The following is a 22,463-nucleotide window of genomic DNA, read 5'->3' as shown; positions in this document are numbered from 1 at the left end:
GGACATGAGGTTCAGGCGTCGGCGGGTGGGAGGGCGGCCCGGCGGGATGCGCACCGCAGCACACCGGACCATCATTTTTCGCTGAGTGAACTTATTTTCATTAACCGAGTGCGCCGAGTGTGTGCGATCGCCGAGGCGGCTGTCAACGGCCGGTAGCGTTTCCCTGACGACGGGTACGGCCTCACGCGCCGGGAAGCCGACATACAGCGACATACGGGAGGAAGTGCCATGGCGCCGGGCGTTCCGAGGGCGGCACCGGAGGCATCCGCGCCGACGGTCCCTCCGCCGGCCGACTCCGGGGCGGAGGCCGCCGGCCCGCTGGAGCGCGGACTGGCCGTGCTGCGGATCGCGGCGGACTCCCCCCACCCCGTCCGCCCGGGCGACCTCTCCCGGGCGACCGGTCTGGCGCGCTCGACCGTCGACCGGATCACCGCGACCCTGACCCACCTCGACCACCTGCGCGCCGCGGGACGCGACCTCGTGCCGGCCCCGCGCCTGATGGAGTTCGGCAACGCCTACCTGCACGCGAGCGGCATGGACCACGCGCTGCGGCCGAGCCTGGAGCGGCTGGCCCGCACCCTCGACGAGTCGGTCTCGGCGATCGTCCCCGATGGCTGCGACGCGCGCATCGTCGGCAAGGCGGTCCCGCCCGGCCGGATGATCCCCCTGGGCTTCCGCGTCGGCGACCTGCTGCCCGCCGAGCGCTGCGCGGCCGGTGCCGTACTCGCCCCCGGATGGCGGCCCGAGACGTACGACGCGTGGCGGGCCCGCCGCGCCGCCGACCCCCTCGACGAGACCTTCCCGGCCGTTCCCGCGCGCCGCACCGCCCCCGCCCCCGAGCGGACGGAGGCCGACTTCGCCGCCTGGACGGCGGCGGCCGACGCGGACGGCTGGGCAGTGGACGACCAGCTGGTCGCCCCGGGCCTGGTCGCGGTGGCGGTCCCGGTGCGCGACCCGGACGGCCGGCCCGTCTGCGCGATCAGCGTGCTCGCGCACACCAGCCGCCACAGCGGCGAGGAACTGCGCGCGCACGCGCTGGCCACGATGACGGAGGAGGCCCGGCGCATCGCGGACGAGCTGTACGGCACCTCGGCGACGGCCGCCGCGCCGCCCGCCGCCCCCGCCTACGCCGACGCCAAGCCCGAACTGGGGCCGTCCTTCCTCCAGGCGCTGGCCAGGGGCCTCGCCGTCCTGACCGCGCTCGGCCGGCGGCGCGGCGGACTCACCCTCGCCGAGGCCGCCGAGGCCGCCGGCCTCTCGTACCCCAGCACCCGCCGCAATCTCCTGACACTCCGCCAACTCGGTTACGTGGAACAGGTCGGCCGCCGCTTCCTGCCGTCCCCGCGCGTGCTGGAGCTCGGCTACGCGCGGCTGTCCACCCTCACCCTCGCCGACATCGCCCAGCCCCATCTGACCGAACTGGCCGGGCGGGTCAGGGAGTCGGCCTCACTGGCGGTCCTCGACGGCACCGAGGTCCACTACGTGGCCCGGGCCGCCGCCCAGCAGATCACCAGCGCCCGGATCATGCCCGGCACACGGCTGCCCGCGTACGCCACCTCCATGGGCCGGGTCCTGCTCGCGGACCTGCCCGAGGCGGACCGGCGGGAACGCATCGACGCCTCCCACCCCCGGCCCCTGACCCCGCACACCCTCACCTCGCCCGACGCGCTCGGTGCCGAGCTGGACCGGGTCGCCCATGAGCAACACGCTTTGGTCGAGCAGGAGTTGGAGGTGGGTCTGCGCTCGCTGGCCGTACCGGTCCGGGACCGGGAGGGGCGGGCCGTCGCCGCCGTGAACATCGCCCTGCACGCCGGCCCCGAACCGCCCGGGCACACCAGGGACGCCTTCCTCCCCGCACTGCGCGCCTGCGCCGCCCGCATCGAGTCGGACCTGGCGGTCGCGTTCGCCGACGGCCCCGTCCAGACGGGCTGACCGCCCGAAGCTCCTCACCGTACCGGTCCCGGTCCCTCTGCATGACCCGGACTTCGGCCGAGGTCCTGGCGCGCGGCAGGCGTGATCACCGGCCGACGGCAGGAGAAGACGACGCTGACCTTTGCGACGGGTGCCACCGAAGACATCGGAAGCGCTCTGGTACGGCAGGGAACGGGGCCCGTTCCGGACGACGGCCGTGTCAGCCCGAGCCGCCCGCGATTCCGCGGTGTCATGCGGGAGTCGGCCTTCGCTGCGCGGAATCGCACGGTCCCCGGTACGGGCGTTGTACGGGCCCGGAGTCGTATCCGGGCCGTCGCGGCGTGCGTTGAGCAAGGCCCCGGCGGTCGGATGGGGCGCCGCCGCGGGTGCGGGTGGGTGGAATGCGCTCCGGGACGGAAGGGCGTGAGGCATGAGCACGGTGCGGGAGACGCGGAGCGGTCGGACGGCGAAGGAGGAGGGCGGGGGCGACCTGCCGGGGGCGTGGGCGGCGTACGGGAGGCTGCTCCAGCATCTGCGCAAGCGGGCCGGGATGAACCAGCAGCAACTCGGCGAGGCCGTCGACTACTCGATGGAACAGGTCGCCTCGGTCGAGCAGGGGCGGCGGCCGGCGAAGGCGGCGTTCACGCGGGCGGCGGACCGGGTGCTGGAGGCGGGCGGGGTTCTGGAGGTTCTCCAGGACGAGGTGGACCGGGCGAAACTGCCGCGTTTCTTCCGCAACTTTGCGCTCATCGAGGCGGAGGCGGTGAGCCGCTTCTCGTACGATCCGCTGCTGGTGCCCGGGTTGTTGCAGACGGAGGGGTACGCGCGGGCCCTGTTCGCCGGTCACTGTCCTCCACTGAGCGAGGAGACCATCGACCAGCACACAGAAGCGCGGCTGAGTCGGCAGAAGCTGCTGAGGCGGGTACCGCTTGCCGAGTTGTCGTTCATCATCGGGGAGGAGGTGCTGCGGAATCCGGTGGGCGACAGGGAGGTCATGCGCGGGCAGTGGCAACACCTTCTGGAAGTGAACGCGTTGCGCAACGTCGAGGTGCAGGTCATGCCTGCCGCCGCCGGGTTCCACTCCGGCCTGAACGGACCGTTCGTGGTGCTGGAGACCAGTGGACACCAGCACCTCGGATACATCGAGTCTCAGGAAGTCGGGTGCGTCCTCCATGATCCGGCAGAGGTCAGCGCCTTCGGGTTGCGGTATGGCAAGCTGCGATCGCAGGCTCTGAACGCTGTCGAGTCTGCGCGGCTGATCGAACGGCTGGTGGGAGAGGCATGAGCGTGGAGCAGGTATCCGAGAACGTGGACGGGCTGCACTGGTTCAAGAGCAGCTACAGCGGGTCGGGCGGCGGCGACTGCGTAGAGGTGGCCGCCGGCTCGCACGCCGTGTATGTGCGGGACTCGAAAGTCCTGTGCGACGGGACCATGCTGCGGGTCGGCCGGGACGAGTGGGCCGTGTTCGTGGCGTCCATGGCCGTGTAGCACCACTGGGATTCCTGGGGGTGACAACGGGCTGGTCCGCATCACTTCAGGTGATGCGGACCAGCCCGTTGTCATGCCGCCCGCTCAGAAAAGGGAGCCTTTGGTGTGCTTCCGTGCCGAGCTGTGGTCCTGCAGCTTCAACACTTCTATCGTGTTGCCGCACTCTCACTCGACGTTCAGGGGGTTCGGTGGATCCTGCGACCTTGGCATCAACCGCGGCGGCTGCATTGGTCGGGGCCATGGCGACCGACACGTGGCAGCACGCGCGCACCGCCGTCGTGGACTTGTGGCGGCGCGCTTTCCCCCAGCGGGCCGACACGATCGAAGCAGAGCTGGTCGAAGTCCGTGAAGAAATCCGGTCGGCCCGCCGGGCGGGCGACGACGGCACGGAACAAGGGCTCGCGGAGGACTGGCAGCGCAGGCTCATGCGCTTGCTGCGCCAGGACCCGGGCTTGGCCGACGAGCTGCAACGCGTACTCGACGACGTGCTGCGTCCCTCTCTTTCGGCTTCCGATGAGGAACGTGTCCGTTCCATCGTCATGAATGCGACGGCTTCCGGAAGCAGCCGCGTCTACCAAGCCGCTCGGGACATCCATGTCACCGAGGGCTGAAGAGGTTCCCGAGGGGAGGGCGGACAGAGACGAGGAGGAACACCGGATCCGTCCGTCTCGATCGACCGTGCGTGGTGGTCGTCGACGGCATGGCCTCCCAGAGCCGATTCGACGCGGTGGCCCCGCAGGTGGACCGCATCCTCCGCCAGGTCACCGCATCCGCTCTGCGTTTCCTCCTGGTTGTGCGGACTCCCCCGGACATCGAGATGTCGCCCTGTCCGGTGCTCTTCGCCACTGTCCACGGTCGGTCCGCCGCCCGCCCACGCGGAACCTCCTATCGACTCGTGCCCTGGAGCACAGCTGAAGCGCGAGCGGCCTGGAACCAGTCGCGCAAGCCGCGTGAGACCGTCTTCAGCGAGCTGCCGGCCGCTGTCCGCCGGCTCGCCCGGCTTCCTCTGTACATGAGGCTGCTGAAGGCCGCCGGGCCCGACCATGATCGGGTGGAACTCCCGGAGGCTCCGGCCGACACGCATTGCTCGAGGTGCACGACACGGTTCCGCGTGTCACCGGCTCCCCCGCCCGGCCCTTCCGGCAGTGGGCCGCGGAGAACGCCGCCGTGTTCCGCCGACGGCCCGGCGGGTGCGCCGCGGTCTCCCGCGGGATGCCGGGCGGCGCGTGGGTTCACCGCGACGGCTTCCTCTTCTTGGGCTTCTTCCCGAGGTCCGGCAGCGGACGGGCGTCCCTCAGCGTGCCGCCCTTCCTCTTCGCCCTCTCCTGCGGATTCACCAGCGTCCGGCGCTTCCGCTTGCTCTTCCTCACCTCGCTGTTCAACCAGTCGCGTGCCGTTCTCATCTCCCGCAGCAGCTTGATGTGTTCGGATTTCGGCAGGGTGACGATCGAGTCTTCCGCCTGCTCGAGAAGACCCACCACGAGCCTTCTGTCCTGCCTCTCCCGTGCACCGCGCAGGGCCTCATGAAGTGGTGTGACCTCCAGTACCGAGGCGCGGGCCTCGACATGGACGATGGTGCGCCGCGTCGCCGGCTCGGCTCTCCGCGCGGCGATCCGTCCGTCGGCGGTGAGCGCCAGACGTGCCGGAGCGGTGCGGGACGGCGTTCCGTACACGGCGAACGCCCGGTCGGCCTCCCGCTGGCACCAGCGCTTCAGCACCTGCGCCGTGGCCGGCGTCCCGCCACCGACAGCGGTGACCACTTCCCCGAGGTAGGGCGGTGGTTCGCCCGCTCCGGTTCTCAGGAGGGCCGACAGCAGCGGTGCGTCCTCTCCGCCGGCCTGTTCCACGGCGATGAGCAGGCCGGCCCGGTCCTGCGGAGAGACCCCCAGCAGGTCGCCGCCGGCCGTGCGGCACAGCGCCTCCCAGGTGAGCCGGGTCCGGAAGCGTGCGGCGCTGACCAACGCCTCCCTCAGTGCACGGACCTGGTCGTCGCGCGACCTCGGCGCCGACGCGGTATCTGCCGCATCGAGAGGTCGCGAACCGGATGCGCGGCGTCGCAGTTCGGCTCCCGGCACCCGCAGCCCTTCGGGAGTCATGGCACAGGCCCGGAGCGGCACCCATGCGGTGCTGTTACCGGGGTCCTCCGCCCGCAGACGGATGTGCCGGACCGTGCCGTGCGTCTCGAAGCGGAAACGAAGCAGGTATCCGTACTCGTCGTACAGCTCTTCCACGGTTTCCGGTTGCACGGTACCCGGCCCGAAGACCCAGTCGAGGGTGGCCGCCTCACGCGTCAGCCGATCACGCGTGCCGGCCCACTCGGTATGAGAGAGCTTGCTGAACTGGAAGCGTACGTGCTGCCGCCCGCCGTTCCCGGCACGGAAGTCCACGGCGTCGCCGGGTCCGGACCCGAGATCGCGTGAGGTGGCACGTCCTTTGATCCCGAGTCCGCCGCTCCAGGCGGCGAGGTCGTCCTTGATGAAGAGGTGGTCGGCACTGTTGGCGCCCGTGGCCGTGCGGTGGCAGGAGGTGTGGGGCCGGTGCGCGAAGTGGCAGACCTTGTCCCGGTACAGCCGGTCGGAGAGCTCGTTGCCGCAGCCCCCGAGCTGAGTTCCGCACCAGTACGTGGAGGCACGGTGACCGCGGCGCCACCGCAGCAGTTCGTCGGCGTCCGTCGGCAGGATGATCGCGCGTCCCGAGTTCGGGCCCCCGATCACCGCGGTCTGCACGAGTCTGCCGTCCGGACCGCTCACTGCTTCCCCCGGGAACCGCCCGCGCCCGCCGGGGGCGACGTCACGCCGATCGTTTTCGGCACCAGTATGTGGCTCTTACACTCACTCCACAAGTCGTCCACCCGGGCAACCGCCGCTTCACCGCCACCGAGCGCTGCGGCGTGCGCCAGATACTGGCCGTCTCTGCTGGAGAAGGACCGCAACCGGGAACTGCTCACCGAGACGCTGACGTGGTTCCGGGACCGCTGGGAGAGCCGGGGCTCGTTCTGAGGGCCGGTTGCCGGGCGCACTCCGCCCACACCGTCTTGCCGCCCGGTGGGTACGGCTCGCAGCCCCAGGCGTCCGCGAGCGAGGCGACCAGGAGCAGACCCCGTCCGGACTCGGCATCGGCGGCCGGGGCCGGTACGGGCTGACGCTCGCCCCGCGCGTCGGTGACCTCGATCCGCAGGGTCGCGGGGGTCAGAGTGAGGGCGAGGCGTGCGTGCCTGCCCCGCGCCCGACCGTGCAGGGCCGCGTTCGCGGTCAGTTCGGCGATGAGGAGGGAGGCCGTGGCCGCGCTGTCGTCGGCGGGCTCCGGCCCGCCCTGCCGCGCGGCCAGCCAGCGCTCGGCGGCGTGGCGCGCGGTGTGCGCGCCGTGCGCGGTGGTGGGGAACGAGGTGCGGAAGTGGTCCGTGCCGACGAGCGGTTCACCGGGTGCGGTGACGGTTTCCTGATTCACATCACCGAGGGTGTTCGACGAGGAGACCGTCGAGGAGCGTGTTGCCGCGAGGATGACCCGGCAGGAGTTGATGACCCGATGGCCGTCGCCGACCGTGAGCGCCGTCGTCCAGGAGAGCATTCTGCGCCAGCCGTTCGGCGGCCGGGCCGTTCAGCGTGGCCAGTTGGAACAGCTGCTCCGTATCGGCCGGTTGCGGCACGTCGAGATCCAGGTCATGCCTACTGCGAGCGAGGATCACGCAGGCATGGGCGGCCCGTTCACACTGCTCACCCCGAGGGGCAAGCCACAGGTCGCCTATCTGGAGGTCCAGCACTTCAGCCGCCTCATTACCGACGCGGTGACGAAGGAGGCGAGTGCGTCGAAGTCGCCTTCGACGCACTCGCCATACACGTACGGGACTCCAAGGAGCGCGGTGGTCCTCGGCTCGCGTTCGCGCGGAGCGCGTGGTCCGGGTTCGTCGCGGGCCTGGGGCGGGACCGGACCTGACCCACCGCGCCCGGGTCCGTGACGCTCCACCCGCGTCGCGGCCTCCCCGGTGGCGGCCCCTACGGGAGCGGCCCTGGCCGGCCATGGGGTTCGTGCCGTTCGGCGTGTGGGCGCCGCGTTCGATTCTCGGGTACCGCAGGCGCTGCCTGGCGGGGCCGGCCCCGCCCTGCGGAGGAAGGGCGGGGCCGGCCGGGGTTCGGTGCGGGTCCGGGTCACGCCCGCGGGGCCGGCTCCTGGGTGAAGACCGCGTGGAGGCGGCGGGTGTGGTCCACCCGGTGTTCCGGGCCGGTCAGGGTGACCGTCGCCGTCAGGCGCGCGTCGGTGCTCGACGCGGCCAGGCGGAGTTCCAGGTCCCCGGGTTCCACGATCCGGTGGCCGTCGCGGCCGGTGAAGGAGGCCACGTCGGCCGGGACCGTGACGCGGACGCGGCGGGCCTCGCCCGGCTCCAGCTCCACCCGTGTGTAGCCGACCAGACGCTGCACCGGCTGGACGACGGAGGCGACCGGGTCGTGGAGGTACAGCTGGACCACCTCCGTGCCGGACCGTCCGCCGGTGTTGCGGACGGTGAGGGCGAGGGCGAACTCGCCGTCCGTGCCCGCCTCCCGCGCGTCCACGGCGAGGTCGCTCCAGGCGAACGTCGTGTACGTCAGGCCGTGGCCGAAGCCGAACGCCGGGGTCGGGTCGATGTTGGACACCTCGCTGAGCTGGGCGAGGCGTGCGCCGAGGTAGGTGGTCGGCTGGGCGCCCGGGCCGCGCGGCACACTGACCGGAAGCCGTCCGGAGGGGTTCGTGCGGCCGCTGAGCACGCCGGCGATCGCGTGGGTGCCCTCGGCTCCGGGGAAGAAGGACTGCACGATCGCCGCCGAGCCGGCCGCGGCGCGGCCGAGGGCGTACGGGCGGCCGGCGAGCAGGACGGTCACCACCGGCGTGCCGGAGTCGAGCAGCGCGTCGAGCAGGTGCTGCTGGGCTCCGGGCAGGGCGAGGGACTCCGCGTCGCAGCCCTCGCCGCTGGTGCCGCGGCCGAACAGGCCCGCGCGGTCGCCGAGGACGGCGATGACGACGTCCGCGCCCCGGGCCGCGTCCACCGCCTCGCCGATCCCGGAGAGGTCCCCGTCGTCGACGCCGGTGCCGCGGGCCACCGTGATGTCCGCGTCGGGGAACTCGGCGGTCAGGGTGTCGCGCAGGGTGGGCAGGTCGATGCCGACCGGGACGTCCGGGTGCTGCACGCCCACGTGCTGGGGGAAGGAGTAGCAGCCCAGTACGGCGGTGGCCTCGGCCGCGTTGGGGCCGACCAGGGCGATGCGGCGGGGCCCGGTGAGGGGCAGGGTGCCGTCGTTGGTGAGCAGGACGACCGCCTTCTCGGCGATCTCCCGGGCCAGTTCACGGTTCTCGGGCCGGTCCAGGTCGATCCTGCCGCGCAGCGCCTCCGGGTCGTCCGGGTCCGCGCCCTCGAGCGCGGGCGGGACCGGGCTCCAGTCCGGGTCGAGCAGGCCGAGCTCCGCCTTCTGGCCGAGGACGCGGCGCAGGGCGCGGTCGATGAGCGCCTCGGGGACGCGGCCGGCGGTGACGGCCTCGGCGAGCGGTGCGCCGAACGTCTTGACGGTGGGCAGTTCGACGTCGACGCCCGCCTTGAGCGCGGCGCCCGCGGCGTCGGCGAAGTCGGCGGCGACGCCGTGCAGGGTCTTGAGGAAGGCGATGCCGAAGTAGTCCGCGACGACGGTGCCCTCGAAGCCCCAGGTGTCGCGGAGCAGTCCGGTCAGCAGGCTCTCGTCGGCCGCGGCGGGGACGCCGTCGGTGTCCGTGTAGGAGTGCATCACGGAGCGGGCGCCGCCCTCGCGGATCGCCATCTCGAACGGCGGCAGCAGGACGTCGGCCCGTTCGCGGACGCCCATGGACGAGGGGGCGAGGTTGCGTCCGGCGCGGGAGGCCGAGTAGCCGACGAAGTGCTTGAGGGTGGCGACGATCCCGGCGGACTCCAGGCCCCGCACGTACGCGGTGCCGATGGTGCCGACGAGGTAGGGGTCCTCGCCGATGGTCTCCTCCACCCGGCCCCAGCGGGCGTCGCGGACCACGTCGAGGACGGGGGCGAGGCCCTGGTGGATGCCGACGGACCGCATGTCGCGGCCGATGGCGGCGGCCATCCGGCGCACCGCGTCCGGGTCGAAGGTGGCGCCCCAGGAGAGGGGGACGGGGTAGGCGGTGGCGCCCCAGGCGGCGAAACCGGCCAGGCACTCCTCGTGCGCGACGGCGGGGATGCCGAAGCGGTTCGCCGAGGTGATGCGGGACTGGGTGCGCAGCAGGGAGAGCGCGCCGAGCGCCGGGTCGACGGGCGCGGTGCCGAAGGGGCGGGTCAGCTGGCCCAGTCCGGCGGGCAGGAGCGCGTCGAGGTCGACGGCCTCCTCCATGTCGTGCTGGTGCGGGGCCACTTCGCCGCCGTTGGCGGACGCGCCGACCCACACGCCGTACAGCTGGGCGATCTTCTCGTCCAGGGTCATCGCGCCGATGAGTGCGTCGACCCTGGCGGTGACGGGTCGGTCGGGGTCGTTCCAGAGGGGGATTTCGGGGGCGGTCTCTACGGCCACGTCGGCAGTCACTTTCCTCCGACACCCATCAGGCCCTGGACCAGGGCGCGACGGGCGAACAGGTAGACGAGCAGGATGGGCACCATGGACAGCACCACGGCTCCCAGCAGACCGGGGATGTCGATGCCGTGTTCGGTCTGGAAGTTGTACAGACCCAGGGTGACCACCTTGGTGGAGTCGGACTGGGTCAGCACGAGCGGGAACAGGAAGCCGTTCCACGCCTGGAGCGCGGAGAAGACCACGATCGTGGACAGCCCTCCGCGGGACAGCGGCAGCACGAGCTGGAAGAACATGCGCCGCGGGGTGGCGCCGTCCATGGCCATGGCCTCGTACAGCTCCGGGGAGATGTCACGCATCGCGCCGCTGAGGATCAGCGCCGACATCGGCAGGCAGAAAGCGGCCGTGGGCAGGATGACGCCCAGCAGGTTGTCGTACAGGCCGGCTTCGCTGATCAGGTAGAACATCGGCACGATGACGGCCTGGGCCGGGATGGCGAGGCCGAGCAGGAACAGCCGGAAGATCGCCGACGTGGTCCGGCCGCGGCTGCGGACGATCGCGTAGGCGAGCGGTGGGACCAGCAGCAGCACGATGCCGATCACGCAGGCGGTGACGACGAGCGTGTTGAGGAAGTACTGGCCGAAGCCCGAGTCGAAGGCGCCGGTGTAGTTGTCCAGGGTGAAGCTGTCCGGGATCGAGACCGGGCCGTTCTCGGCGTAGTCCTGGCGGGTGCGCAGGGTGGCGGCGAGCATCACGTACAGCGGCAGGCCGACCAGGAAGAGCCAGAGGAGGGAGCCGGCGCCGGCCACGTAGTTCGGTCGGCGCCTCATGACACACCCTCCATGGAGCTGCGCATCTTGTCGTAGCCGGAGACCCGGACGACGATCAGCGAGATGATCGTGGCCGCGACGACCAGGACCAGGGCGATGGCGGAGCCGGTTCCGTAGTCGAAGCTCTTGAACGCCTTGTCGTACATGTAGTAGGCGCTGATGGTGGTGTCGGTGCCGGGGCCGCCCTGGGTCAGGATGAGGACGGTCTCGAAGGTGGTCAGGCCGCCGACGATCATCAGGATCATCGAGGTGATCATCGAGTTGCGCAGCTGCGGCAGGGTGATGTGGAAGAACTGCCGGTAGCGGCCCGCCCCGTCGATCTCCGCTGCCTGGTAGAGCACCTGGGGGATCGCGCGGGCGGCGCCCTGGTAGATCAGCGTGTGGAACGGGGTGAACTGCCAGGTGCTGACGAACGCCAGCACCCCGATGGCGGTGGCCTGTTCACCGAACAGGTTGCCGTCGCCGAACAGCCAGGCGGCCTCGGCCGGGATGCCGAAGTTCGGGTCGAGCAGTGCCCGCCACAGTACGGAGACGGCCGTCGCGGACAGCAGCAGCGGGATGAAGTAGATGACGGACAGTACGGCCCGGTTGCGCTGGTGGCCGGCGGCCCAGACGCCGAGCAGGATGCTCAGCGGGGTCTGGAGGACCACGCCGAGCACGGTCAGCAGCAGGGTCAGCCAGATGCTGTTGAGCATCACCGGGTCGTCCATCAGGCGCGACCAGTTGTCCGTGCCGACGAACTCGGGCGAGCTGAGCCCGTCCCAGCTCATGAAGGACAGCACCGCCACCATGATCAGCGGGACGATCGCGAAGAGGGCGAAGAACACTGCGGCGGGCAGCGCCCAGGCGAAGCCGGGGCGGCCCACCGTTGTTGCGGACGAGGCGGGCGGCCGCCGCCGGGACCCCTTGCGGGGTCCGGCGGCGGGCCGGGCGCTCGTGATCTGTGTCGTCATGAGCCGTTCGTCACTCGGTCGGGAGGGCCTGCATGGCCTTGATGAAGCCGTCCGTGTCGAGCTGTCCGTTGAAGAACTGCTGGACGGCCTTGTGCATGTCCGAGCTGGCCTTCTGCGGGTACGCCTGGTCCCAGGAGAGCTGGAACGACGGGGCGTCGGCGACCAGGTCGTACTGGAAGCGCGAGTACTCGGGGGAGCCCGTGGTCTCGATGAACTTGTCGGTGTTGGTCGTGGTCGGCAGGTTGCCGACCTCCAGCTGCGCCTTGACGAAGTCGTCGGAGTACATGAGCTTCAGGAACTCGGCGACCGCCTCGGGGTGCTTGGTCTTCTTCATCACCGAGTAGTAGTTGTTGGTGTTGCCGGCGACGTTGGCCGGGTCCCCCTTGCCGCCCTCGACGGTCGGGAAGGTGCTGTAGCCGAGGTCCTTCTCGGCGAACTCCTTGTGGTCCGTGAGCTGCTGGGAGTAGTACCAGGAGCCCATCAGCTCGAAGCCGGCCTTGCCCCCGGCCACCAGCTGGACCGAGCCGCCGTTGGTGTACTTGACGGAGTCGTAGTTCTTGCCGAAGGCGCCGGCGTCGACGAGCTCCCTGATCATGTCCAGGGCCTTCCTGCTGTCCGCGCTCTCCCAGGCGCTCTTGTCGCCCCCGACGGCCTTCGCGAACAGCTCCGGGCCGGCGATGCGGTCGTAGAGGTACTGGAACCACATCTGCGTCGGCCAGACGTCGCCGCCGCCGAGCGCGATCGGCGTGACGCCCTCGTCCTTGAGCTTCTCCACCGCGTCGAGCAGCTCGTCCCAGGTCTTCGGCGGCTCGACGCCCGCCTTGTCGAGGACCGCCTTGTTGTGGAAGAGCAGGACCGGCTGGGTGCCGCGCATCGGGATGCCGTACGGCTTGCCGTCGACGACGGCGTTGTTGAAGACGGACGGCAGGAACTTGTTCTCCAGGTCCGGGTTCTTCTTGATGAAGTCGTCGAGCGGCATCAGCAGACCGGCCTTGACGAACGGCTTGATGCTGCCGCCGCCCCAGTTGAAGAAGACGTCCGGGGCCTGGGGGGTGTTGATGATCGTCTGCAGCTTCTGCTGGTAGTCCGCACCGGGGATGGTGTCGAGGACGACCTTGACGTCGGACGTCTTGTTGAACGTGTCGACGATCCGCTTCTCGACCTTGTTGGTGGCGTCCCCGTAGACCAGGACATGGATCTTGCCGTCGTCCGCCGACGCCCCGCCGTTCCCGTCGCCGCAGGCCGTCAGGCCCAGTGCGAGGGCGAGCGTCGCACCGCAGGCGACCAGTCTGGGCAAGCGCGCACGTGTCTTCATCGTTCGCCTTTCGAAAGTTTCGGCATCATCGCCGAAAGTCCATGCCGTGGGACAGTAGGTCAGACCTGTGTTTCGGTCAACGGTCGGAGCGGTACTCGCCCAAACCGTTATCGACGCGCGGTGCCCTATCCTGCGGATATGCACGATGACGACGAGGTGAGCGGCAGAGTGACCTTGGCCGCGGTCGCGAAAGAGGCCGGTGTTTCGATGCCGACAGTTTCGAAGGTCCTCAACGGCCGTTCGGATGTCTCCCGCGCGACCCGGGCCAAGGTGGAGCGGCTTCTGGAGGTCCACGGCTACCGCAGGCGCGCCCAGGCGGCGTCCCGCTCCCCGCTCATCGAGCTCGTCTTCCACGAACTGGACAGCATCTGGGCGATGGAGCTGATCAGGGGCGTGGAGAACGTCGCCAAGGAGAACCGCGCGACGGTGGTGCTCACCGAGAGCGGCACCCGGCACGCGCCCGCGCCGGACTGGCTCCCGGGTGTGCTGCGGCGCAGGCCGCTGGGCGTCGTGCTGGTCTTCTCCACGCTCCCCGAGGAGGTCAAGCGGCGGCTCGGGACGGCGGCCATCCCCTTCGTCGTCATCGACCCGGCGGGCGACCCCGACCCGGACGTGCCCTCGGTCGGCTCGGCGAACTGGGCCGGCGGTCTCGCCGCCACCCGCCATCTCACCGACCGGGGGCACCGACGGGTCGCGATCATCACCGGGCCCGAGGACATGCTGTGCTCACTGGCGCGCCTCGACGGCTACCGCTCGGCCATGGCGATGGCGGGTCTGGAGACCGATCCGCGGCTGACGCGCTTCGGCGACTTCCACGTGCAGGGCGGCTTCGAGCACGCCATGGACCTGCTGGAGGGGCCGGACCGGCCCACGGCGGTCTTCGCGGGCAGCGACCTCCAGGCGCTCGGCGTGCTGGAGGCGGCCCGGGTCAGGGGCCTGCGCGTGCCGGAGGACCTGTCGGTGGTCGGCTACGACGACGTGCCACTGGCGCAGTGGTCGAGCCCGCCGCTCACCACGGTCCACCAGCCGCTGCGGCACATGGCCGAGGAGGCCGCCCGGATGCTGCTGCGCCCGGGCGACCCCGGCACGGCCGCCCAGCGCATCGAGCTGGCGACGCACCTGGTGGTGCGGCAGAGCACGGCTCCGCCCGGGAAGGCCTGAACGGCGCAGGGCCGGCCGGGAGCGCGGCCGGTGAGGGTGGTCCGGGGCGGCGGGACGGGAACCCGGGAGGGACCAGGGGAATCCGAATGTTTCGGAGGTTCCCGGAAAAGCGGTGCACCGGCCTACGGGACGCCCGTGACGCCGTCGGGTCAGGAGGTGTTCCGGAAGTCGCTGGGGGAGATTCCGTAGGCGCGCCGGAAGGCGCGGCTGAAGTCGGCGGGGTGGCGGAAGCCCCGGCGCAGGGCGATCTCGCCGATCGTCCGGTGCCGCAGCCGCGGGTCGGCGAGGTCGGCGCGGGTGCGTTCCAGCCTGCGGCGGCGGATCGTGGCGCCGACCGTCTCGGGCTCCTGCTCGAACAGGGCGTGCAGGAGGCGTACGGAGATGTGGTGGTGCGCGGCGATCGTCGCCGGACTCAGGTCCGGGTCGGACAGGTGGTGCGCGATGAAGGCGTCGATGCGGGCCAGCAGCACCTGCTGCCTGCTCTCGACCGGCAGCGGCGGGGAGACGTCGAGACGGGCGGCGAGGAAGGTGGCCGCCAGTTCGAGTGCCGTGGCGCCGAGGCGTCGCAGCTCCGTCGTGTTGAACTGCCCGGCGTTCGCCCGCAGACCGGTCAGGAAGGAGGCGAGCAGCACGCCCGAACCGGCCTGTGCGGGCAGCCGGGTGGCCACCAGCCCGTCGGTTCCGTCACCGGGCAGCGGCAGGGCGGCCCTGGGCAGCCGCAGCAGGGACACCCGGGTGGGGCGGCCGTGGTCCTGGAACTCGCAGAACAGCGGCTGCGAGGTGTCGAAGATCGCCATCTCCCCCGCCGCGAGCAGGACGTTGTTGCGGCGCTGCTCCAGTCCGACGGGGCTGCCGTGGACCAGGAAGAGGTAGTAGTTCTCCGGGTCCGACCTCCGGATGTGGTCGGGGGTCCGCCACGCCGACATCGGCGAGAAGGAGAAGGCGGACGCCTCGGTGCGCGCGAGTTCCAGTGTGGTCGCCTCGCCCCTGAAGCGGTCGGCGTGTGCGCTGGCCAGCGACACCGGCATGACCTCCTTGCCGACCATCTCCCCCCACCAGTCGAACCCCTCCGGTCCGCTCACGCTGTCGGTCGAGACGGACACCGGGCCCGCCGGCCTGCTCTTCCCCGCCGCGTCCTCGCGCTCCATGGCCCTCCGCCCCCACCGCAGGTGATCCCCTCCCCGCATTCTCCACCGCGGGCCGGTCTCCGGGGAGCGCAGAGCCGGTCGGTTCGCGGCGGCGGTGCGCGGAAGGTCGAGGAGGTCTGCGCGCCCCGCGGAGGACGAGGCCGGTCGCGTACCGCACAGTGGTGCACCCTGACCGTGAACCGAGAGGTGCGGGGGGACAGTTGAGCAGTCCGGGTGGGGGAACTGCGCCGGGCCGGCGGCGGCCGTGGTCCCGCCGGTCACCGCCGTCGCCGGTCTGCTGTCGGCGCCACCGGATCCCCCGTCGCCGGGGTGCCGCCCGCCCGCTGTGCCGCACCGGGGGCCGCTCGGTCCCCGGCACACGGCGCAGTGGTCATGGGCGCGGCGGGCACCACCGCACCCGTCCGGTCAGGCGCCGGGCAGGATCCCGGTGCGGGCCACCTCGGAGTACCAGCGGGCGCTGGCCTTGGGGATGCGGGTGCCGGTCGGGTAGTCCACGTAGACGGCGCCGAAGCGCTTGCCGTAGCCGTGGGCCCACTCGAAGTTGTCCAACAGCGACCACAGGAAGTAGCCGCGGACGTCCGCGCCGTCGACGATCGCCCGGTGGACGGCGGCCAGGTGGCCGCGCACATAGGCGATCCGGGCGGGGTCGTTGACGTTCCCGGAGGGGTCGGCGTAGTCGTCGAAGGCGGCCCCGTTCTCGGTGATGACCAGCGGCGTCTTGGGGAAGTCGGACGACAGCCGGCGCAGCAGGTCGTACAGGCCGGTGGGGTCGACGGCCCAGCCCATGGCGGTGGTGTCGCCGGGCGGCTGGTGGAAGGCGACCCGGTCGGCGCCCGGCCAGGGGCTGTGGGCGCTGTTGCCGTGTCCGTCCGAGGTGTGGGTGCCGCTGCCGTCGGCCTCGGAGACGACGGTGGGCGTGTAGTAGTTGACGCCCAGGAAGTCCAGCGGCTGGTGGATCCGTTCGAGGTCGCCGTCGCGCACGAAGGACCAGTCGGTGAGCGCCGCGGTGTCCTTGAACAGGTCCTCCGGGTAGGCGCCCCGCAGCATCGGGCCGGTGAAGACCCGGTTGGCGAGCGCGTCGATCCGGCGGACCGCGTCGGCGTCGGCGTCGCTGCCGGTGAGCGGGCGGACATGGTGGATGTTGAGGGTGACCGAGCACTGGGCGGCGGCGGGAAGGCGGTCGCGCAGTGCCTGTACGGCCAGGCCGTGGCCCAGGTTGAGGTGGTGGGCGGCGCGCAGCGCGGCGACCGGGTCGGTGCGGCCGGGGGCGTGCACGCCGGAGCCGTAGCCGAGGAAGGAGCTGCACCAGGGCTCGTTCAGGGTGGTCCAGGTCTTCACCCGGTCGCCGAGGGCGTCCGCGGCGAGGGCGGCGTACTCGGCGAACCGTTCGGCCGTGGCGCGCTCCGGCCAGCCGCCGGCGTCCTCCAGCTCCTGCGGCAGGTCCCAGTGGTAGAGGGTGGCGACGGGCTGGATGCCCTTGTCCAGCAGGTCGTCGACGAGGCGCCGGTAGAAGTCCAGGCCCTTCTGCACGGCGGGGCCGCGGCCGGTGGGCTGGATGCGGGGCCAGGCGAGGGAGAAGCGGTAGGCGCCGAGGCCGAGCTCGGCCATGAGGGCGACGTCCTCGCGCCAGCGGTGGTAGTGGTCGGTGGCGATGTCGCCGGTGTCGCCGTTGCGGACCCGGCCCGGGGTGCGGGCGTAGGTGTCCCAGATGGACGGCGTGCGTCCGTCCTCGGCGGCGGCCCCCTCGATCTGGTAGGAGGCGGTCGCGGAGCCCCAGAGGAAGCCCTTGGGGAAGGTGCGGGCGGCGTCCGGGGCGGACGCGGTCTGCTGTGCGGTGACCACGTAAGTCCTTTCGGGGTAAGGGGGTTCGCAGGCGGATGCCTGGTGGGGGCCGGGGTGCGGGTCCGGGCGCGGCGGGTCAGCCCTTGACGGCGCCCGCCATGATGCCGCTGACGATCTGACGGCCGAAGACGACGAACATCGCCAGCAGCGGCAGCGTGCCGAGCAGCGCGCCCGCCATGATCAGCGACTGGTCGCGGACGTAGCCCGCGCTGAGCTGGGTGAGGGCGACGGGGACCGTCGGGTTGGTCATGTCGAGCACCACGAACGGCCAGAAGAAGTCGTTCCACGCGTGCACGAACGTGATCATGAACAGGACCGCCATCGCGGGCCGCGCCACGGGCAGCACGATGCTCCAGAAGATCCGCAGCGAGTGCGCCCCGTCGACGCGTCCGGCCTCGACGAGTTCGTCCGGCAGGGCCTCCGACAGGTACTGCCGCATGAAGAACACGCCGACCGCGCTCACCAGCGTGGGGAAGATGACGGCGGGCAGCTGCTGCGACCAGCCCAGCTCGGACATCATCATGAACAGCGGTACGACGCCGAGCTGCGGCGGCACCATCATGGTGCCGATGACCAGCATGAGCAGGACGTTGCGCCCCTTGAACCGCAGCTTGGCGAAGGCGAATCCGGCCAGCGTCGCGAACATCACCGTGGAGAGGGCGATCACGCCGGCCACGATCAGGCTGTTGATCATGGCCTTGCCCATCGCCGCCTCGTCCCAGGCCCGGGCGAGGTTGCTGAACAGGTTGGGGCCGGGCAGGAACGGCGGCGGTGTCTGGCTGACCCGGGTGTTGTCGGTGGAGGCCGCCACCATCGTCCAGTACAGCGGGAAGATCGACAGCACCGCCATGACGACGAGCAGGACGTAGGCGAGCGGGCCGGCGTGGTGCTGGCGGCCGGCGCCCTGGCGCAGCAGCCGGCGGCCGCCGCGGCCGGCCGGTTTCTCGGCGGGGGTCCGGACCGGGGTCTTGGTCCGGACCGGGAGGCTGTGGGTGGTCATGAGGACTCCAGGTCAGGACGTGCGGGAACGCAGGCGCTTGATCAGGCGCTGCGCCGCGAAGGCGAGGACGAGCAGCATGAACATCGCCCAGGCGACGGTCGCCGAGCGGCCCATCTGGTAGTTCTTCCAGCCCTCCTCGTACAGCAGCAGGCCCAGCGTCTGGTACTGGTTGTCGGCGCCGCCGGTGACGCCGTTGGGTCCCTGGCCGAAGATCAGCGGCTCACCGAACAGCTGGGTGGCGCCGATGGTGGAGAGCACGATGGTGAAGACGATGGTGGAGCGGATGCCGGGGACGGTGACGTGGGTGAACTGCTTCCACCGGGACGCTCCGTCGATGGACGCCGCCTCGTACCGCTCGGCCGGGATGGCCTGCATGGCGGCCAGGTAGAGCAGCGCGTTGTAGCCGGTCCAGCGCCAGATGACGATGGTGGAGATCGCCACCTGGGCGGGCCACTTGTCGGCCTCCCAGTCCACCGGGTCGATGCCGACCGAGCCGAGCGCCCAGTTGATCATGCCGAAGTCACGCTCGAAGATCATGGTGAAGACGAGCGCGGCGGCGGCGACCGAGGTGGCGTACGGGACCAGCGAGGCGACGCGGAAGAACAGCGAGGCGCGCATCCGGTAGTTGAGCAGGTGCGCCAGGCCGAGCGCCATCATCAGCTGCGGCACCGTGGAGATGACGCCGATGGTGACGGTGTTCCGCAGCGCGTTCCAGAACCGCGAGTCGCCCCAGAGTTCGACGTAGTTGTCGAACGCCACCCACTCCATGACGTCGAGGGTGGCCAGTTCCACGTCGTGCAGCGAGATCCACGAGGTGTAGACGAGGGGGTAGAAGCTGAACGCGGCGAAGACGATGAAGAAGGGTGCGACGAACGCGAACGGCGCGCCCTTGACGTCCAGCCGGTGCAGCAGCGCGCTGCGCCGCCGGGCGGTCTTCTCGCCGCCCGGCGTGCCGGGCGGGGCCGGCGGCTCCTCGCCGGTCAGGGCTTTGGTGGTGGAGGTGGCCACCGGACTTTCCTTCCTGAGAGCGGATGGGTGAGCCGGGCCCCGGGCCCGTCGGCGAGGTGCCGGGCGGGCCCGGGCGGCTGCGGGAGGCGTCGGGTCAGCCGACCGCCTTCTCGATGCGCTCCGTGGTGGTCTTCCACGCCTGGTCGCGCGCGGTGCCCTGCTCGACCAGGGCCAGGCCCTGGGAGAAGGTGTCCTTGATCGTGCCGTCCTTGCGGCCGAGGACCTGCTTGTCCGGGATCTCCTGCGCGGCGGCTCCGAAGATCTGGCCGATCGGGGCGTTGTCGAAGTACTCCGACGTGGCGTTCTTCACGTCGGGGTTCTCCAGGGCCTTCTCGGAGGAGGGGATGTTGCCGATCTCCTTGAAGATGTGGGCCTGCTGCTCCGGCGCGGTCAGCCAGGCGACGAGCTTCTTGGCCTCCTCCTTCACCGGGCTCTTCTCGATCACCCCGAGGAAGGACCCGCCCCAGTTGGCGCCCTTGGGCGCCCGGGCGACGTCCCACTTGCCCTTGTTGCCCTCACCGGCCTTCTCGCTGATGTGGCTGAGCATCCAGGCCGGGCACACGGCGGTCGCGAACGTGCCGTTGGCCAGGCCGGGGTCCCAGCCCGGCTGGAACTGGCGGAGCTTGGCGGTCAGCCCCTCCTCCGCGGCGTCGGAGGCGAGGCCCCAGGCCTCCTTGACGGCCGGGTTCCTGTCGTAGATCAGGTCGCCCTTCTCGTCGTAGTACTGCTCGGGGTAGCCGTAGACCATGGCGTTGAACAGACCGCTGGCCGAGTCCGTGAACGCCACCTTCCCGCCCTTGAAGTCCTTCTTGAAGGTGCGGCCGACCTCGACGTACTTCTTCCAGTCGCCCTCCCACAGCTTGCCGACCTCTTCGCGGTCGGTGGGCAGGCCGGCCTGCTCGAAGTAGTCCTTGCGGTAGCAGACGGCCATCGGGCCGATGTCGGTGCCCAGGCCCAGCACCTTGCCGTCCGCGGTGCTGATCTGGGACTCCTTCCAGGGCAGGAAGTGGTCGGTGCCCGCCGTGCCGGCGAAGTCCGCGAACTTGTCCGCCTGGGTCTCGGTGATCTCCTTGGCCCGGCCGATCTCTATGCCCTGGATGTCCTTCAGACCGTTGCCGGCGGCGAGCCTGGTCTGCAGCGCGGTGTAGTACGTCTGCTCGTCACCGGCGATCTCGGCCTTGATGTCGACCTCGGGGTTCTCCTTCTCGTACTGCTCGAGAAGGCCGGTCTCCTTGAGGCCCATCACGCCGTACAGGCCCATGGTGATGGTGACCTTGCCGTCCTTCTTGCCACCGCCGGTGACCGAGTCGTCGCTGCCGCCGCAGCCGACGACCAGTGCCAGCGCGCCGGCGGCCGCGGCTGTCGCCACCGCCTTCCTGCGCAACGAACCGAGAGTGCCCATGGATCTCCTCCTAGCGACGGCGCTGACACATCGGAGTGACGAGTTCTGCGATGACTACAGCGGCTCTGATAGGGATGGGAACGTGCCCATTTCGGGGTGGGCACGTTCCCACCGCGCAACGAAGACTCATGGCTAGCGGATAGGTCTGTCAATAACTTGAAACCAACTCGTCGTCCCGCACCGGGCCCCGCGTCCGCCGTCCCGCCCCCGGGGGGTGCTGCGCCGACGGCGGCGTCTGCAAGAATTGCCGCAGGTCACCTCCGCGGCAGGCATCGCCGCCGCGGCCGCCCAGGGGGGAGCACATGAGCGGCAACCGCCGTCCGACCATCAAAACGGTCGCCGCCCGCGCCGGCGTGGGCCGTACCACGGTCTCCCGCGTCGTCAACGGCTCGGACCTGGTCAGTGCCGACGCCCGGGCGAGGGTGCTGGCCGCGATCAAGGAACTGAACTACGTCCCCAACTCGGTCGCCCGCGGCCTGGTGACCAACCGCACCAACGCGGTGGCCCTGGTGATCCCGGAGTCGGAGAGCCGGCTCGGTTCGGAGCCCTTCTTCGCCGCGCTGATCCGCGGTGTCAGCGGCGCCCTGGCGGAGAGCCGGACCCAGCTCCAGCTGATGCTCGTCCGCGACCAGGCCGAGCGCGACCAGCTCACCGAGACGGTGGCGGCGCACCGCGTGGACGGCGTCCTGCTGGTCTCCGTGCACGCCGACGACCGGCTGCCGGGCATGCTGGAGGAGATGGGCCTGCCCACCGTGCTGGCCGGCCGCCGGGACGCGGGCGAGCGGCTGAGCTACGTCGACTCCGACAACACCGGTGGCGCCACCGCGGCGGTACGGCACCTGCTGCACCGCGGCCGGACCCGGATCGCCACGATCACCGGCCCGCTGGACATGGACGTCGGCCGCAGCCGGCTCGCCGGCTGGCGCACCGCCCACCGGGAGGCGGGGGTGCCCGCGGACGAACTCCTGGTCGAGGAGGGCGACTTCACGGAGGAGGGCGCCTGCCGGGCCATGCGTTCGCTACTTGAACGCGTCCCGGACCTGGACGCCGTCTTCGCCGCCTCCGACCTCATGGCGGTCGGCGCCCTGGCCGAATTGCGCCGACAGGGACGGCAGGTGCCCGGCGATGTCGCCGTCGTCGGCTACGAGGACTCCATCCTCGCCCGCCACACCGCCCCGCCCCTGACGACCGTGCGCCAGCCGGTGGAGGAGATCGGCCGCACCATGGCCCTGATCCTCACCGGCATCACCCGGCGGGGCGCGCCCCGGCAGCAGCGGACGCTGCCCACGGAGCTGGTGGTGCGGGAGTCGTCCTAGCGGGCTCTCCGCGGAGGTGAGGGACGGGCGGGGGCGGTTACCCGGGGGTCCCGGCAGCACGACGGGGGAGAAGGAGCCATGGCCCACAGGACGAGCGCCCGGGACGTGGTGAACGCCGTCAAGGACGTCGATTTCCCGGCCGGCAAGGACGACCTGGTCGAGGCGGCCGGCCGGTCGGGTGCCTCGCAGGACGTCGTCAAGGCGCTGCGCGGCATTCCCGCCGAGCAGTACGCCAATCGTGAGGAGGTGGCCCGGTCGGTGCGCGTGGACCCCGATTCCGACCTCGGCCCGAGTCCCGCGCAGCAGGCGGAGCAGGCCCGTGCGGGCGGCAGGCAGGGCCAGTCCCAGCACCTGCGGGAGGTGCCCGAACCGCCGGTGGAGGACGAACTGGACCGCTGACCCCGGCGGGCGGTGCGGGTGAGCCGCACCGGCGCGGGGCCCCACGCGGCCTTCCCGTGACCCGGCTGTGGGGGGGGGGGGGGGGGGCCGGCCGGGGGGGCCCCCCGCCCCCCCGCCCGGGGGGGCTCGTGGGCGCCCCCCCCCCCAGGGCGCCCCCGCCCCCCCGGCCCCCCCGCCG

The 22,463-nt window shown here is 71.4% G+C and carries 19 protein-coding genes and 2 pseudogenes; 10 read left to right on the top strand and 11 right to left on the bottom strand.

The window, feature by feature from the left end; all coding sequences use genetic code 11:
• Positions 1-228 precede the first annotated feature (228 nt).
• The 5 genes and pseudogenes from ACFY3N_RS18130 to ACFY3N_RS18110 form a co-directional block, all read left to right on the top strand.
• Complete coding sequence (locus ACFY3N_RS18130) at positions 229-1,932, top strand: IclR family transcriptional regulator C-terminal domain-containing protein (protein WP_390817671.1); 1,704 nt, start codon at positions 229-231, stop codon at positions 1,930-1,932.
• A gap of 409 nt (positions 1,933-2,341) precedes the next feature.
• A complete protein-coding gene (locus ACFY3N_RS18125; RefSeq protein WP_390817670.1) occupies positions 2,342-3,196 on the top strand; it encodes a helix-turn-helix domain-containing protein in 855 nt (284 codons plus the stop codon).
• Positions 3,193-3,399 (top strand): DUF397 domain-containing protein, encoded by a 207-nt coding sequence (locus ACFY3N_RS18120; RefSeq protein WP_390817669.1) that lies wholly within the window; start codon positions 3,193-3,195, stop codon positions 3,397-3,399. Before ACFY3N_RS18125 ends, ACFY3N_RS18120 begins: the two co-directional genes overlap by 4 nt.
• Before the next feature lie 239 nt (positions 3,400-3,638).
• On the top strand, positions 3,639-4,010 hold the full coding sequence (locus ACFY3N_RS18115) for a hypothetical protein (RefSeq protein ID WP_390817668.1): 372 nt from the start codon (positions 3,639-3,641) through the stop codon (positions 4,008-4,010).
• A gap of 472 nt (positions 4,011-4,482) precedes the next feature.
• Positions 4,483-4,575 (top strand): annotated as a pseudogene (locus ACFY3N_RS18110) (capsule biosynthesis protein CapD); the annotation flags it as partial.
• A gap of 56 nt (positions 4,576-4,631) precedes the next feature.
• Here the strand turns inward: ACFY3N_RS18110 and ACFY3N_RS18105 are convergent.
• Positions 4,632-6,149, bottom strand: a complete 1,518-nt coding sequence (locus tag ACFY3N_RS18105; RefSeq protein WP_390817667.1) for a hypothetical protein — start codon at positions 6,147-6,149, stop codon at positions 4,632-4,634.
• A 193-nt stretch (positions 6,150-6,342) separates the two neighbouring features.
• Entirely contained in the window at positions 6,343-6,846 is a 504-nt protein-coding gene (locus tag ACFY3N_RS18100) for an ATP-binding protein (RefSeq protein WP_390817666.1), read from the bottom strand.
• A gap of 52 nt (positions 6,847-6,898) precedes the next feature.
• Here ACFY3N_RS18100 and ACFY3N_RS18095 point away from each other — a divergent pair.
• Positions 6,899-7,123: pseudogene (locus ACFY3N_RS18095) on the top strand (Scr1 family TA system antitoxin-like transcriptional regulator); the annotation flags it as partial.
• Between the two features lie 107 nt (positions 7,124-7,230).
• Complete coding sequence (locus ACFY3N_RS18090; RefSeq protein ID WP_390817799.1) at positions 7,231-7,332, top strand: DUF397 domain-containing protein; 102 nt, start codon at positions 7,231-7,233, stop codon at positions 7,330-7,332.
• Positions 7,333-7,544: 212 nt separating this feature from the next.
• Here ACFY3N_RS18090 and ACFY3N_RS18085 read toward each other — a convergent pair whose 3' ends face one another.
• The 4 genes from ACFY3N_RS18085 to ACFY3N_RS18070 are packed head-to-tail and all read right to left on the bottom strand — an operon-like array spanning position 7,545 to position 13,009.
• Entirely contained in the window at positions 7,545-9,926 is a 2,382-nt protein-coding gene (locus ACFY3N_RS18085) for a glycoside hydrolase family 3 N-terminal domain-containing protein (protein WP_390817665.1), read from the bottom strand.
• A complete protein-coding gene (locus ACFY3N_RS18080; RefSeq protein ID WP_390817664.1) occupies positions 9,923-10,741 on the bottom strand; it encodes a carbohydrate ABC transporter permease in 819 nt (272 codons plus the stop codon). Before ACFY3N_RS18080 ends, ACFY3N_RS18085 begins: the two co-directional genes overlap by 4 nt.
• Positions 10,738-11,694, bottom strand: a complete 957-nt coding sequence (locus ACFY3N_RS18075; RefSeq protein ID WP_390817663.1) for a carbohydrate ABC transporter permease — start codon at positions 11,692-11,694, stop codon at positions 10,738-10,740. Before ACFY3N_RS18075 ends, ACFY3N_RS18080 begins: the two co-directional genes overlap by 4 nt.
• Before the next feature lie 10 nt (positions 11,695-11,704).
• On the bottom strand, positions 11,705-13,009 hold the full coding sequence (locus ACFY3N_RS18070) for an ABC transporter substrate-binding protein (protein ID WP_390817662.1): 1,305 nt from the start codon (positions 13,007-13,009) through the stop codon (positions 11,705-11,707).
• 138 nt (positions 13,010-13,147) lie between these two features.
• On the opposite strand from ACFY3N_RS18070, the gene ACFY3N_RS18065 reads away from it, so the two are divergent.
• Complete coding sequence (locus tag ACFY3N_RS18065; RefSeq protein ID WP_390817661.1) at positions 13,148-14,170, top strand: LacI family DNA-binding transcriptional regulator; 1,023 nt, start codon at positions 13,148-13,150, stop codon at positions 14,168-14,170.
• Positions 14,171-14,319: 149 nt separating this feature from the next.
• Here the strand turns inward: ACFY3N_RS18065 and ACFY3N_RS18060 are convergent, their stop codons facing one another.
• The 5 genes from ACFY3N_RS18060 to ACFY3N_RS18040 form a co-directional block, all read right to left on the bottom strand.
• Complete coding sequence (locus ACFY3N_RS18060; RefSeq protein WP_390817660.1) at positions 14,320-15,318, bottom strand: helix-turn-helix domain-containing protein; 999 nt, start codon at positions 15,316-15,318, stop codon at positions 14,320-14,322.
• A gap of 405 nt (positions 15,319-15,723) precedes the next feature.
• Positions 15,724-17,160, bottom strand: coding sequence for a GH1 family beta-glucosidase (locus tag ACFY3N_RS18055; protein ID WP_390817659.1), 1,437 nt, complete (start codon positions 17,158-17,160; stop codon positions 15,724-15,726).
• 76 nt (positions 17,161-17,236) lie between these two features.
• On the bottom strand, positions 17,237-18,160 hold the full coding sequence (locus ACFY3N_RS18050; RefSeq protein ID WP_390817658.1) for a carbohydrate ABC transporter permease: 924 nt from the start codon (positions 18,158-18,160) through the stop codon (positions 17,237-17,239).
• Positions 18,161-18,172: 12 nt separating this feature from the next.
• Positions 18,173-19,168, bottom strand: coding sequence for a carbohydrate ABC transporter permease (locus ACFY3N_RS18045; protein WP_390817657.1), 996 nt, complete (start codon positions 19,166-19,168; stop codon positions 18,173-18,175).
• A gap of 94 nt (positions 19,169-19,262) precedes the next feature.
• The gene (locus tag ACFY3N_RS18040; RefSeq protein WP_390817656.1) at positions 19,263-20,570 is read right to left on the bottom strand and encodes an ABC transporter substrate-binding protein; all 1,308 of its coding nucleotides are present in this window, start codon (positions 20,568-20,570) and stop codon (positions 19,263-19,265) included.
• Positions 20,571-20,872: 302 nt separating this feature from the next.
• Here ACFY3N_RS18040 and ACFY3N_RS18035 point away from each other — a divergent pair, with 302 nt between their 5' ends.
• Both ACFY3N_RS18035 and ACFY3N_RS18030 read left to right on the top strand, forming a co-directional pair.
• On the top strand, positions 20,873-21,886 hold the full coding sequence (locus tag ACFY3N_RS18035; RefSeq protein WP_390817655.1) for a LacI family DNA-binding transcriptional regulator: 1,014 nt from the start codon (positions 20,873-20,875) through the stop codon (positions 21,884-21,886).
• 78 nt (positions 21,887-21,964) lie between these two features.
• Positions 21,965-22,285: a DUF2795 domain-containing protein gene (locus ACFY3N_RS18030; protein WP_390817654.1), complete on the top strand. Its 321-nt coding sequence runs from the start codon at positions 21,965-21,967 to the stop codon at positions 22,283-22,285.
• Positions 22,286-22,463 lie beyond the last annotated feature (178 nt).

Origin of the sequence: Streptomyces sp. NPDC000348 (assembly GCF_042898795.1) — a bacterium.
Taxonomy (GTDB): Bacteria; Actinomycetota; Actinomycetes; order Streptomycetales; family Streptomycetaceae; genus Streptomyces.
Note: the sequence above shows the minus strand (reverse complement) of the source record. Positions and strands in the feature narration are given on the sequence as shown.

Bases quoted from the DNA above. Each gene is read 5' to 3' on its own strand.
- ACFY3N_RS18125 (WP_390817670.1), top strand. From the start codon at position 2,342: ATGAGCACGGTGCGGGAGACGCGGAGCGGTCGGACGGCGAAGGAGGAG.
- ACFY3N_RS18035 (WP_390817655.1), top strand. From the start codon at position 20,873: ATGAGCGGCAACCGCCGTCCGACCATCAAAACGGTCGCCGCCCGCGCC.
- ACFY3N_RS18115 (WP_390817668.1), top strand. From the start codon at position 3,639: ATGGCGACCGACACGTGGCAGCACGCGCGCACCGCCGTCGTGGACTTG.
- ACFY3N_RS18030 (WP_390817654.1), top strand. From the start codon at position 21,965: ATGGCCCACAGGACGAGCGCCCGGGACGTGGTGAACGCCGTCAAGGAC.
- ACFY3N_RS18120 (WP_390817669.1), top strand. From the start codon at position 3,193: ATGAGCGTGGAGCAGGTATCCGAGAACGTGGACGGGCTGCACTGGTTC.
- ACFY3N_RS18060 (WP_390817660.1), bottom strand. From the start codon at position 15,318: ATGGAGCGCGAGGACGCGGCGGGGAAGAGCAGGCCGGCGGGCCCGGTG.
- ACFY3N_RS18070 (WP_390817662.1), bottom strand. From the start codon at position 13,009: ATGAAGACACGTGCGCGCTTGCCCAGACTGGTCGCCTGCGGTGCGACG.
- ACFY3N_RS18065 (WP_390817661.1), top strand. From the start codon at position 13,148: ATGCACGATGACGACGAGGTGAGCGGCAGAGTGACCTTGGCCGCGGTC.
- ACFY3N_RS18130 (WP_390817671.1), top strand. From the start codon at position 229: ATGGCGCCGGGCGTTCCGAGGGCGGCACCGGAGGCATCCGCGCCGACG.
- ACFY3N_RS18040 (WP_390817656.1), bottom strand. From the start codon at position 20,570: ATGGGCACTCTCGGTTCGTTGCGCAGGAAGGCGGTGGCGACAGCCGCG.
- ACFY3N_RS18075 (WP_390817663.1), bottom strand. From the start codon at position 11,694: ATGACGACACAGATCACGAGCGCCCGGCCCGCCGCCGGACCCCGCAAG.
- ACFY3N_RS18050 (WP_390817658.1), bottom strand. From the start codon at position 18,160: ATGACCACCCACAGCCTCCCGGTCCGGACCAAGACCCCGGTCCGGACC.
- ACFY3N_RS18080 (WP_390817664.1), bottom strand. From the start codon at position 10,741: ATGAGGCGCCGACCGAACTACGTGGCCGGCGCCGGCTCCCTCCTCTGG.